Annotated in this window: 10 protein-coding genes and 2 pseudogenes; 6 read left to right on the top strand and 6 right to left on the bottom strand. The window is 74.0% G+C overall.

Annotation, left to right across the window (positions count from 1 at the left end; translation table 11 throughout):
• The 3 genes and pseudogenes from ACFTZL_RS32455 to ACFTZL_RS32445 all read right to left on the bottom strand — a co-directional run.
• A pseudogene (locus ACFTZL_RS32455) lies at nt 1–665 on the bottom strand (PucR family transcriptional regulator); the annotation flags it as partial.
• Nucleotides 666–695: 30 nt separating this feature from the next.
• Nucleotides 696–1670, bottom strand: a complete 975-nt coding sequence (locus ACFTZL_RS32450) for an alpha/beta hydrolase (protein ID WP_382590028.1) — start codon at nt 1668–1670, stop codon at nt 696–698.
• Between the two features lie 9 nt (nt 1671–1679).
• Nucleotides 1680–2984 carry an MFS transporter gene (locus ACFTZL_RS32445; protein ID WP_382590025.1) on the bottom strand — a complete coding sequence of 435 codons (1305 nt, stop codon included), beginning with the start codon at nt 2982–2984 and terminating at the stop codon, nt 1680–1682.
• Nucleotides 2985–3040: 56 nt separating this feature from the next.
• Between ACFTZL_RS32445 and ACFTZL_RS32440 the strand changes: the two genes are divergently transcribed.
• A complete protein-coding gene (locus ACFTZL_RS32440) occupies nt 3041–4027 on the top strand; it encodes a metalloregulator ArsR/SmtB family transcription factor (protein WP_382590022.1) in 987 nt (328 codons plus the stop codon).
• A 4-nt stretch (nt 4028–4031) separates the two neighbouring features.
• Here ACFTZL_RS32440 and ACFTZL_RS32435 read toward each other — a convergent pair whose 3' ends face one another.
• Nucleotides 4032–4262 (bottom strand): hypothetical protein, encoded by a 231-nt coding sequence (locus ACFTZL_RS32435; protein ID WP_382590020.1) that lies wholly within the window; start codon nt 4260–4262, stop codon nt 4032–4034.
• A gap of 115 nt (nt 4263–4377) precedes the next feature.
• Here ACFTZL_RS32435 and ACFTZL_RS32430 point away from each other — a divergent pair, with 115 nt between their 5' ends.
• The gene (locus tag ACFTZL_RS32430) at nt 4378–5283 is read left to right on the top strand and encodes a LysR family transcriptional regulator (RefSeq protein ID WP_382590017.1); all 906 of its coding nucleotides are present in this window, start codon (nt 4378–4380) and stop codon (nt 5281–5283) included.
• Between the two features lie 44 nt (nt 5284–5327).
• Here the strand turns inward: ACFTZL_RS32430 and ACFTZL_RS32425 are convergent, their stop codons facing one another.
• Entirely contained in the window at nt 5328–5906 is a 579-nt protein-coding gene (locus ACFTZL_RS32425; RefSeq protein WP_382590014.1) for a TetR/AcrR family transcriptional regulator, read from the bottom strand.
• A gap of 174 nt (nt 5907–6080) precedes the next feature.
• Here ACFTZL_RS32425 and ACFTZL_RS32420 point away from each other — a divergent pair, with 174 nt between their 5' ends.
• Genes ACFTZL_RS32420 through ACFTZL_RS32405 form a run of 4 tightly spaced genes read left to right on the top strand, consistent with a single transcriptional unit; the run spans nt 6081 to nt 10840 of the window.
• Nucleotides 6081–6623, top strand: a complete 543-nt coding sequence (locus ACFTZL_RS32420; RefSeq protein WP_382590011.1) for a 2Fe-2S iron-sulfur cluster-binding protein — start codon at nt 6081–6083, stop codon at nt 6621–6623.
• The gene (locus ACFTZL_RS32415; RefSeq protein ID WP_382590008.1) at nt 6620–7612 is read left to right on the top strand and encodes an FAD binding domain-containing protein; all 993 of its coding nucleotides are present in this window, start codon (nt 6620–6622) and stop codon (nt 7610–7612) included. Before ACFTZL_RS32420 ends, ACFTZL_RS32415 begins: the two co-directional genes overlap by 4 nt.
• Nucleotides 7609–9723, top strand: a complete 2115-nt coding sequence (locus ACFTZL_RS32410) for a xanthine dehydrogenase family protein molybdopterin-binding subunit (protein WP_382590005.1) — start codon at nt 7609–7611, stop codon at nt 9721–9723. Before ACFTZL_RS32415 ends, ACFTZL_RS32410 begins: the two co-directional genes overlap by 4 nt.
• The gene (locus ACFTZL_RS32405) at nt 9716–10840 is read left to right on the top strand and encodes an XdhC family protein (protein WP_382590002.1); all 1125 of its coding nucleotides are present in this window, start codon (nt 9716–9718) and stop codon (nt 10838–10840) included. Before ACFTZL_RS32410 ends, ACFTZL_RS32405 begins: the two co-directional genes overlap by 8 nt.
• 76 nt (nt 10841–10916) lie before the next feature.
• On the opposite strand, the pseudogene ACFTZL_RS32400 reads toward ACFTZL_RS32405, so the two are convergent.
• Nucleotides 10917–11112, bottom strand: a pseudogene (locus tag ACFTZL_RS32400) (FMN reductase); the annotation flags it as partial.

Raw genomic sequence — 11112 nt, 5'->3', positions numbered from 1 at the left:
ATGGCCACGCCGGGCGTGGTCCCGGCCTGCTCCGCTTCGGCCGTGTCGGGTTGGGCTCCGGTCTGTCTTGCGGCGACCTGGTCGGGTGTCGTCCCGGGGCGCTCTGCGATGGCCACGCCGGGCGTGGTCCCGGCCTGCTCCGCTTCGGCCGTGTCGGGTTGGGCTCCGGTCTGTCTTGCGGCGACCTGGTCGGGTGTCGTCCCAGGGTGCTCTGCGATGGCCACGCCGGGCGCGGCTCCGGCCTGCTCCGCGTCGACCCGGCCGGGCGCTGGCCCTGTGTCCTCCGCGATGACCACGCCGGGTGCTGCCCCGGCCTGCTCCGCCACACCCCCGCCGGGTACCGCCCCGGCGCCCCCCTGACGTTCCGTCCCGCCCCGTTCCAGCCACAGGATCGCGGGTCCGTTCGGGGTCAGTCGGGCGGAGGGCCAGGTGGGGTTCGGTGGGGTGTCGGTGTCCTGGCGTGTGCCGTCGGGCTGTACGCGGACGTGGACGTGTCGCTCGGGGTCCACCAGCCGGGCCGGGCAGCCGGACAGTACGGCGGCGCCGCGTACGAGTGCCTCGACACCGGCCCTGGACTCGGCCAGACGGTCGAAGTAGGCGATGACCCGGACCGCCGCACCGGCGTCCGGATCGAGCGCGGTCAGGCGCCCGGCCAGCTCTTTCATAGGCCTATGGTGCGGCATGCGGCTGCGTGGTCACCCGTTCAGAAGCCTCCGCAGCCAGTTCACATGCGCCGCCCTGGCCGACTGGGACAGCGCCGCCTGGGGTGCGAAACCGTCGAAGCCGTGGAAGCCGCCCGGCCACACGTGGAGTTCGGCCACGCCACCGGACTGCCAGAGGCGCGAGGCGTAGGCGACGACCTCGTCGCGGAAGGTCTCCGCCGAGCCGACGTCGAGGAAGGCCGGGGGCAACCCGGTCAGGTCCTCGGCACGGGCCGGTGCCGCGTACGCCGGTACGTCGGGCCCGCCGCGCCGCGAGCCCAGCAGCGCGGTCCAGCCGGTCTCGTTGGCGGTGCGGTCCCACACCCCGAGACCCGCCATCTGGTACGTCGACGGCGTGTCGTTGCGGTCGTCGAGCATCGGGCACATCAGGACCTGCCCGATCGGCTGCGGCCCCTTGCGGTCCCGGGTGAGCAGGGCCAGCGCGGCGGTCAGGCCCCCGCCCGCGCTCGCACCCGCGATGACGATCCGCTCGGGGTCGCCACCGAGCTCTGCCGCGTGGTCGGCCGTCCACAGCAGCCCGGCGTACACGTCCTCGACCGGCGCGGGATGCGGATGCTCCGGCGCCAGCCGGTACTCCACGGACACCACGACCGCGTCCAGCGCCTGCGCCCACGCCAGCGGGACGTCGACCCCGGCCCGGTTGTTCCCGATGACCATGCCGCCGCCGTGCACGTGGTAGATGACCGGCCGAGCACCGGCGGTCGCCGGAGCGGCCGGCCGGCAGATCAGCAGCGAGATGTCGGGCTCGCCCTGCGGCCCGGGCACCTGCCGGTCCTCCACCTCGAAGGTCCCGCCCATCGTCAGGTCCAGCTGGGCCAGCAGCTCTATGCCCGGGCCCTGGCGCACCTCGGCGATCTGGTCCATCGTGAGACCCGGGCTGACGATGTCCTTGATCAGCTCCAGGGCTCCGGCGAGTTCCGGGTCGAACGGCGGCGGAACATGGGTCATGGCGTCTCCTCACGCGAGGTCACGGCGGCTCGTGCTGCCATGGTCGGACCCCACCCCGGCCGCCGGGCGCCGCCGAGCGGCGGAACCTGCCCGCCGTACGGCGGGTGGCGCTCCGGCGTCGTGTGGGCTCAGGTGACGGGTGAGGGCGACCGCGGTGAGCGCGGCGACCAGCACGCACACGCCCGGCCACCCGAAGCGGCCGTACGCACGCATGCCCAGCCACGAGCCGACGGCGCCACCAAGATACGCGCAGGTCATGTACGCCGTGGTGAGCCGGCTGCGCACCTCGGCCCGCAGCGTCTGGATCCGCACCTGGTTGGCCACCATCCCGGACTGCATGCCGACGTCGAGCAGCAGCGTGCCCACGACCAGGGCCGTCACCCCCACCAGCCCTCCGAGACCGCCCAGCGCCAGCACGGCGGCCGAGGCGCCCACCATCAGGAAGCACACCCGGTTGACCGCGTCCGGCCCCCGTCTGTCGACCTGGCGGCCCGCGACCGGCGTGCACACCATGGTCACCGAGTTCACCAGGGCGAGCAGCCCCGCCGCCCCCGCGCCCATGCCGTACGCCGGACCCGTGAGCAGCGGGGCCACCCCCGTCCACACGGCGCAGAAACCGGCGAACACCAGGGCCTGGTACAGGCAGGAGCGGCGCAGCGCGGGTTCCGTGCGCAGCAGACGCAGTGGCTCGGCGAGGAGAGCCGGATAGCGCTGGGTGGAGAGCGGAGTCGTCCGCGGCAGGAGGCGGGCCGACAGGGCGGCCACCGCCAGAGACAGCACGGCGGCCAGGACGTACGGCGCCCGCCAGCCCAGCCGGTCGCCGAGGGCACCGCCGACGGCGCGCGACAGCAGCATGCCCGCGAGGGAACCGCTCAGCAGCGTGCCGCCGGTGACGCCGAGCCGCTCCTTCGGTACGAGACGGGCGACGAGCGGCCCGGCGAGCGGTGCCACCACCGTCGTCACACCCACCAGGGCACTGGCCCCCACCAGCGGCACCAGCCCCGGCGCGGCGCTCGCGGCGAGCAGCCCGAAGCCGGTGACCGTGAGGAGCGTGACCAGCAGCGGGCGGTGCGGCAGGCGGTCGCCGAGCGGCACGAGCAGGCAGATCCCGGCCGCGTAGCCGAACTGCGTCGCGGTGACGACTGCGGCGGCCGCGTCGGGCGAGACATCCAGGCCGGACGCCACCAACGGGCTGACGGCCTGCGGGAAGTACACGTTGCCCACGGCCGCGCCACAGACGAGGGCCAGCACCAGGATCAGCCGGGGGCTCGCGCCCGGGTGCGCTGTACGCTGCCGGTGGTCGTGATCCGTCATGGGCCGAAGTCCACGCCACGGCGGGGCGGTTGTCGAAGGATGAAGCGGGGTCCTTAATGATCAGCTTCCGGCTCGGCGTCGAGGACCTCGCCGACACCTGCTTCGCGATCTCGCCCCTGCGCGAGGTGATGGGCAGCCTGCGTGCCCTGCGCGCACCCGCCCTCTACCCGCTGCACGTGCGGTGGCGCGCCGCCGTGCTCCAGGGACTCGACCCTGACGACGCCCGGCTGCTCGCCGCCCTGGTGGGGGACACCCTGGCCCTGCCCGACTTCCTGACCCCGAGGCCGACGTCCTTCGCGCCCACCCTCGACGAGCAGCTCACCGTCGTACGCGCCACACCACCGGAGGCCGTCCGCCGCGACCTACTCGCCGCCCACGCGCCCCGGCCCCTGCCGGACGTGCTGCGGGCGGTGAGCGCGCCCGGTGACGCGCCGGTCGCGGAGCTGCTGGACGAGCTGTGCGCACTCCTGCGCCGCTACTGGGAGTCGGCGCTGCTGCCGTCCTGGCCCCGGATGCGGCTCGTCCTGGAGGCCGACATCACCCACCGGGCGCGGCAGCTCGCCACCGGCGGCGCCCGGCTGCTCTTCGCCGATCTGCACCGCAATCTGCGCTGGGACGACGGTGTCCTGCGCGTCGACCGGATGCGCGGACGCCACCACGTGGACGGCTCGGGGCGGGGCCTGCGTCTGGTCCCCTCCCTGTTCGCGCATCAGCCGGCGCCCCCGGTCAGCGCCGCGGAACCGCCGATGCTGGCCTATCCGAGCCGGGGTGCCGCGACCCTGTGGGAGCCGGTCCCCGAGCCGGCGGCCCCCGCCCTCGCGGCCCTGCTCGGCGCGCCCCGCACCACGCTGCTGCGGCTGCTGGCCGAGCCGCTCCCGACGGTGGAGCTGGCCCGGCGCCTGGGTGTGACCCCGAGCGCCGTGTCCCAGCACCTGCGTGTCCTGCATGCGACGGGCCTGGTCACCCGGGCCCGCGACGGCCGCCGGGTGCTCTACCGGCGCAGCCCGCTGGGGGAGCGGCTGGTGCGGCACGGCGGGGCCTGAGCGCTCAGCGGCTCGCCGTGCCCGACCGCGCCGGAGCGGAGCCGGAGGCCGGCCCGCCGCGGGAGACGACACGCATCCCGCGGCCGTCGACGACCCGGACCTGCAGCGAGCCGCACCCGCAGCGCGTCCACTCCGTGCGGCCCGTCGCGGTGGTGTGCCGCGACAGCACCTGGAACGGCTCGCCCCCGTCCGGCCAGCCGCAGTGCGGGCAGGCCGTGGCGTTGGTGCTGGTCATGACTGACTCCTCGTACGTCGTGGCTGGTTGACCGTCGCGACACAGCCAGGGTGCGTCGAGATCTCCGTACACGTCCAGGTTGACTTTGTGCACGCCATTGTGAAGCGTGGACTGCATGATTGATCTGCGCAGGCTGCACGTCCTCAGGGCGGTCTCCCACTACGGCACGGTCACCGCCGCCGCCCGGGCCCTGCACTTCACTCCGTCCGCCGCCTCCCAGCAGATCCGGCAGCTCGCCCGTGACCTGGACGTCGATCTGCTGGAGCCCCAGGGGCGCGGGGTGCGCCTCACCCCGGCCGCCGAGAGCCTCCTGGCGCACGCCGACGCCATCCAGGCCCGCTGGGACCTGGCCGAACTCGATCTACGGGCCGACCATGGAGCGCCCTCCGGGGTGCTGCGTGTGACCGGATTCCCCGTGGCCATCTCGGTGCTGCTGGCCCCGATGGCGGCCCGGCTGGGCGAGCGGCATCCGCGGCTGTCCGTACGGATCACCGAGGCGGGTGTCCCGGAGAGCTTCGATCTGCTCTTCGAGGGGGAGACCGAACTGGCGATCGTCGAGGCCACCCCGCTCAATCCGCCGCTGAGCGACACGCGGTTCGACCAGCAGCCGCTGCTGGACGACCCGTTCGACCTGGTCGTCCCCGAAGGACACCGGCTCGCCGGGCGGGCCCGGATCGACCTCGCCGAGGCGGCGCGCGAGACGTGGATCGCGCCGGTGGAGGAGAGCCCCTGCTCACCGCACGTGCGGTCCGCCTGCGGCGCGGCAGGTTTCACCCCCGACGTCGTCCACCACGCCCTGGACTGGAACGTCGCCGCCCACCTCGTCGCCCACCGGCTCGGCGTCGCCCTCGTCCCGCGCCTGGCCCACCTGACCCCGCACCTGCCGATCACCCGGGTCCGCTGCACAGGCAACCCCCACCGCAAGCTCCTGACCTGCACCCGAGGTGGCGGCCACGCCCGCCCGGCGGTCACAGCGGCCCTGCGGGAGCTGCGCGAACTGGCCCCCACGGCGGTCGCCTGACCGTCCGCGGCGTATGCGTCGGGCATCGCCCGAGGGGCGGACCCTCAGCGCCCCGGCGCCCCCACCCGCAGCGCGTCCATGACGAAGTCCAGCAGCCGGGTGGCGCGCGGTTGCCAGTCGGTGTGGGGGTCGATCCCCCAGAGGCCGCCGATCGTGAGGAAGAGATCGTCCGCGGTGATCCCCGGGCGGATGGTGCCGGCCTGCTCGGCGGCGCGCAGCAGCAGTTCGGCCGCCTCCGTCACCGGGGTGTGTCCCGGCTTCGCGGGCTGCCCCGGTGCGCTCGTGGCCTGGCGGATGGCGTCGGCCAAGCCCGCTTTGGTCATCGCGAACCGCGCGAGCCGGTCCATCCACTCGCGCAGGGCCCGGTCGGGTTCCCGGCTCTCGAGCAGGGGTGCGGCGCTGTCGGCGACCTGCTGCATCTCGTGGCGGTAGATCTCCAGGACGAGTGCCTCACGGCTGGGGAAGTGGCGATAGAAGGTGCCCTGCCCGACGCACGCCTTCTTGGCGATCGCGCTCAGCGGCGCGTCCGCCGAACGCGTCAGTTCGACCAGCGCCACTTCCAGGATGCGCTCGCGATTGCGCTGCGCGTCCGAGCGCAGAGGCGCGTCCTTCTTCTGCCGCACTCGCCCTCCTCGCGATCCCTTGGCCGAAACCCGGCCCTTGTTAAGCGGACAATTGTCCGTTACGTTTCCGGGTAACGGACAACTGTCCGCTTGCTCCATCGTATCGGTGTGCCGCCCGCGCGGACAGTCCGCGTCCCCGCCTCCTGGCCTCGCGACATGAGAGAGAAGGCTTCCATGCCCCCATCGACGTCCAGCGACCTCACCCTGTCCGTCAACGGCGAGAAGTACACGCTGACCGTCGACCACCGCACCACGCTGCTCGACGCCCTGCGCGAACGACTCGACATGACCGGCACCAAGAAAGGCTGTGATCAGGGCCAGTGCGGCGCGTGCACCGTCCTGGTCGACGGCCGCCGGAGCGTCGCCTGTCTGCAACTGGCCGTGGCGGCCGAAGGGCGCGAGATCACCACCATCGAAGGCGTGGCCGAGGGCGACCGACTGCACCCGGTACAGCAGGCGTTCCTCGAACTGGATGGCTACCAGTGCGGCTACTGCACGCCGGGACAGATCTGTTCGGCCATCGCGGTGATCGAGGAGCACGCGGCCGGCTGGCCGAGCGCGGCCACCGACGACGTACGGCCCGAGGCGGGACCACCACCCCTGACGCCGGAGGAGATACGGGAGCGCATGAGCGGCAACCTGTGCCGCTGCGGCGCGTACGTGTCGATCGTCCAGGCCGTGGCCCGGGCCGCCGAGTCCAAGGGGGCGGCGGCATGAGGGAGTTCGGCTACCAGCGGGCGTACGACGTCTCCGGCGCCGTGGCGCTGCTCGAAGGCGACCGGGAAGCCCGTTTCCTGGGCGGCGGCACCAACCTGGTCGACCTGATGAAGACCGGCGTCGAGCGGCCCGCCCTCCTCGTCGACGTACGCGAACTGCCCCTGAACCGCATCGAGCCCACCGAGGACGGCGGGCTGCGCATCGGGGCGACCGTGACCAACAGCGACCTCGCGGCGCACCCCGAAGTCCGGCGCCGCTACCCGGCGTTGGCACAGGCCGTACTGGCCGGTGCCTCCGGCCAGTTGCGCAACATGGCCACCGTCGGCGGCAACCTGCTCCAGCGCACCCGCTGCGGCTACTTCGCCGACGTCACCGCCCCCTGCAACAAGCGCAGCCCGGGCAGCGGCTGCCCCGCGATCGAGGGCGAGCACCACAACCACGCCGTCCTCGGCGCCTCCGACCACTGCGTGGCCACCCATCCCTCCGACATGGGCGTGGCCCTGGCCGCGTTCGACGCGACCGTGTCGTACGAGACGGCGGACGGGCCGGGGGAGGTGCCGCTCGCCGACTTCTACCTGCCGGTGGGGGAGACCCCGCATCTGGAGACCGCCCTGCCGCCGGGCGCGCTGATCACCGGCGTCACCCTGCCGCCCACCCCGGTCGCGGTCCACTCCCGCTACCGCAAGGTCCGTGAGCGCGCCTCGTACGCCTTCGCCATCGGCTCGATCGCCGCCGCGCTCGACGTCCGGGACGGCGTCGTACACGACGTGCGCCTGGCCTTCGGGGCCGTCGCCTCCCGCCCCTGGCGGGCCCGCGCGGCCGAGGGCGTCCTGCTCGGCGCACCCGCCGACGCCGAGACCTTCGCCGCTGCCGCGGAGCTCGAACTGGCCGCCGCGAGGCCTCTGCCCCACAACGGATACAAGGTGACCCTGATGCGCAACCTCGTCGTGGCCGTGCTGAGCGAACTCGCCGAGGAGGCCGCCCGATGACCACCGCCACCAGGGGCTCCGTCGGCTCGTCGCACACCCGTGTGGAAGGCCGCGACAAGGTCACGGGCGCCGCCCGCTACGCCGGCGAGATCCCGTTCGCCGAACTCGCCCACGGCTGGCTGGTGCTGTCCACCGTCGCCCGTGGCCGCATCCGCGCCCTGGACACCGAGCCCGTGCTCGGGATGCCCGGTGTCCTCGCCGTGCTCCATCACGAGAACGCCCCGCGCGTCGAAACCGACTACGCCGGGCTGATGGGCATGGCCCCGGACCCGAGCATCGCCCTCTTCCAGCACGACCGGGTGGCCCATCTGGGCTGGCCCGTGGCGCTGGTCGTCGCCGAGACGTCCGAACAGGCCCGGGAGGCCGCCGAGTCCCTCCAGGTCCACTACGACCAGGAGCCGCACGACATCGCGTTCTCCGCCGAGCGGCAGAGCGAGGCGTACGCGCTCGACGGCCATATGCCGGGCGTGGTCGAGAAGGGCGATCTGGAGGCCGAGCTCGCGGCGTCCGCCGTCGTGCTGGACGCGGAGTACACCACTCCGGAGGAACACCACAACCCGATGGAGCCGCACGCGGCGACGGCCCGGTGGGAGGGCGGCCGGCTCGAGGTCGTCGACTCCAACCAGGGCACCACCTGGGTCGCAGGCGAGCTCGCCAATCTGTTCTCCCTGGACCCGGCCTCGGTGCGGGTGCGGTCCGAGCATGTCGGCGGCGGCTTCGGCAGCAAGGGCGTCCGGGCGCACCAGGTGGGCGCCGTGATGGCCGCGACCGTTCTGCAGCGCCCGGTCCGGGTCGTCATGACCCGCCGGCAGATGTTCTCGCTCGCCGGGTACCGCAGCCCCACGGCCCAGCGGGTCAGGCTCGGCGCGGACGCGGACGGGCGGCTGCGCGCGCTGGAGCACCAGTCCCTGAACCTCACCTCGGCCGTGCACGAGTTCGTCGAGCCGAGCGCCGCGGCGGGCCGGTCGATGTACGCCGCCGACGCCCACCACACGGCCAGCCGGATCGTGCGGCTCGACGTACCGACCCCGACGTGGATGCGCGCCCCGGGCGAGGCACCGGGTTCGTTCGCGCTGGAGTCGGCGCTCGACGAACTCGCCGAGCGATGCGGCCTCGACCCGATCGAGCTGCGCCTGCGCAACGAGCCCGAGGTGGGCCCGGTGTCCGGGCTGCCGTTCGGCAGCCGCAACCTGATCGCCTGCTTCCGGGAGGGCGCCCGCCGGTTCGGCTGGGCGGACCGGGACCCGCGGCCGGGAGTGCGCCGCGACGGCCGCTGGCTGCTCGGCACGGGCACCGCCGCCGCCTCCTTCCCCGCCGGCGCCATGCCCTCCACAGCGGCCGTCACCGCGGAGGCGGACGGCACCTTCACGGTGCGGATCAACGCCGCGGACATCGGTACCGGCGCCAGGACCGCGCTCACGCTGGTCGCCGCCGACGCCCTGGAAGTGGCGACGGACCGCGTCCGGGTGCGCATCGGCGACAGCGACCTCGGCCCGGCGATGATCGCCGGCGGCTCGACGGGCACCCGCTCCTGGGCCTGGGCCGTCACGGCCGCCGCCGACGAGCTGCGCCGGAGTCTCGCGCCGGGCGCCGACATCCCGCCGGAGGGCATCACCGTACGGTCCGACACCACCGAGGCCATCGGCGCCCTCGCCCAGAAGGAGCGGCACTCCTTCGGGGCGCAGTTCGCCGAGGTCGCCGTCGATCCGGCCACCGGCGAGGTCCGCGTCCGCCGCATGCTGGGCATCTTCGCGGCCGGCCGGATCGTCAACCCGCTCACCGCCCGCAACCAGTTCGTCGGCGGCATGACCTGGGGCATCTCCATGGCCCTGCACGAGGAGGCCGTACGGGACCGGACCAGCGGCGGCCTCTACGGCGCCGACCTGGCGGGCTACCACGTCGCCGCGCACGCCGACGTGCCCCACATCGAGGCCGACTGGGTCGACGACCCCGACCCGGACGATCCGGTCGGCATCAAGGGCATCGGCGAGATCGGCATCGTGGGCGCCGCCGCGGCGGTCGCCAACGCCGTGTGGCACGCGACCGGTGTACGCCACCGGAACCTGCCGATCCGGCCCGACCGTGTCCTGTTGGCGGGCGGCGATGCTTGACCTGGCCGGGGATCTGCACGAGTGGATCGAGGAGGGCCGGGAGTTCGCCGTCGCCACGGTCGTCGCCGTCGGCGGCAGCGCCCCGCGCCCTCCCGGCGCCGCCATGGCCGTCTGCGCCGACGGCACCGCCATCGGCTCGGTCTCCGGGGGCTGTGTGGAAGGAGCCGTGTACGACCTCTGCGTCCAGGCTCTCCAGGACGGCGAGACGCTCGTCGAGCGGTTCGGCTACAGCGATGAGGACGCCTTCGCCGTCGGTCTGACCTGCGGCGGAACCATCGACGTCATGATCACCCCGTTCGGCGGCGAACGGGCGGCCCAGGCCGCCGCGCTGTCGGCCGCCGCCCGTGGCGAGCCGGTGGCTCTCGCCCGGGTGGCCCGGGGGCCCGCCGACCTCCTCGGCCGGGCCGTGCTCGTACGCCCCGACGGCTCGCACGAAGGCGGTCTCGGCGGCACCCCGGACCTGGAGCGCACGGCGATCGACCAGGCCCGCGCCCTGCTGGACACCGGCCGCACGGGCACGGTCGAGCTCTCCGAGGACGGCTCGCACTGCCCGGGCGGTCTCACCCTGCTCGTGGAGTCGGCCGTGCCACCGCCCCGCATGATCGTCTTCGGCGCGATCGACTTCGCGGCGGCCCTGGTACGGGCGGGGAAGCTGCTCGGCCATCACGTCACGGTGTGCGACGCCCGCCCCGTCTTCGCCACCAGGGCCCGCTTCCCCGACGCCGACGAGATCGTCGTGGACTGGCCCCACCGCTATCTGCGGTCGACGGAGACCGACGGGCGCACGGTGCTGTGCGTGCTCACCCACGACGCGAAGTTCGACGTGCCCCTGCTGACGGAGGCCCTGCGACTGCCGGTCGCCTACGTCGGTGCCATGGGCTCCCGCCGCACCCACCAGGACCGCAACCGGCGCCTGAGGGAAGCGGGCGTCGGCGAGCGCGAGCTGGCCCGGCTGCGGTCGCCGATCGGACTGGACCTGGGCGCCCGTACGCCCGAGGAGACCGCCGTGTCCATCGCGGCGGAGATCGTCGCGGCACGGCGCGGCGGAACGGGTCTGCCGCTCACCGGATCGGGGACCCCGATCCACCGGACCGAGCAGCTGCCCCAAGCGGTCTGACACGGTCGAGCACACGCCGGAGGGGCCGCAACCGGCAACGGCTGCGGCCCCTCCCAGGCACCGGTCGCGTGACGGGTCAGGCGGCGGCCGGCTCCGTGACCTGGCCGTGCAGACGGGCGATGACCTCGGTGAGCTGCGCGGCGACCTCGGCGTCGTCGGCCGGGTGCGTCTCGGCGAAGCGGGTCAGCGAGCCGGGGATGGACACCTTGACGTCCTCCAGCACCTTGGCACCGGCGATACCCGCGGACTTGCGGGTCTCGTCGTGCGCCCAG

Source organism: Streptomyces sp. NPDC056948 (assembly GCF_042674225.1).
Classification (GTDB): Bacteria; Actinomycetota; Actinomycetes; order Streptomycetales; family Streptomycetaceae; genus Streptomyces; species Streptomyces purpurascens.
This window is presented reverse-complemented; position numbering and strand designations above follow the sequence as displayed.

Excerpts from the sequence above, each read along its gene's own strand:
- ACFTZL_RS32450 (WP_382590028.1), bottom strand. The coding sequence starts at position 1,670 with ATGACCCATGTTCCGCCGCCGTTCGACCCGGAACTCGCCGGAGCCCTG.
- ACFTZL_RS32445 (WP_382590025.1), bottom strand. The coding sequence starts at position 2,984 with ATGACGGATCACGACCACCGGCAGCGTACAGCGCACCCGGGCGCGAGC.
- ACFTZL_RS32440 (WP_382590022.1), top strand. The coding sequence starts at position 3,041 with ATGATCAGCTTCCGGCTCGGCGTCGAGGACCTCGCCGACACCTGCTTC.
- ACFTZL_RS32435 (WP_382590020.1), bottom strand. The coding sequence starts at position 4,262 with ATGACCAGCACCAACGCCACGGCCTGCCCGCACTGCGGCTGGCCGGAC.
- ACFTZL_RS32430 (WP_382590017.1), top strand. The coding sequence starts at position 4,378 with ATGATTGATCTGCGCAGGCTGCACGTCCTCAGGGCGGTCTCCCACTAC.
- ACFTZL_RS32420 (WP_382590011.1), top strand. The coding sequence starts at position 6,081 with ATGCCCCCATCGACGTCCAGCGACCTCACCCTGTCCGTCAACGGCGAG.
- ACFTZL_RS32415 (WP_382590008.1), top strand. The coding sequence starts at position 6,620 with ATGAGGGAGTTCGGCTACCAGCGGGCGTACGACGTCTCCGGCGCCGTG.
- ACFTZL_RS32410 (WP_382590005.1), top strand. The coding sequence starts at position 7,609 with ATGACCACCGCCACCAGGGGCTCCGTCGGCTCGTCGCACACCCGTGTG.
- ACFTZL_RS32405 (WP_382590002.1), top strand. The coding sequence starts at position 9,716 with ATGCTTGACCTGGCCGGGGATCTGCACGAGTGGATCGAGGAGGGCCGG.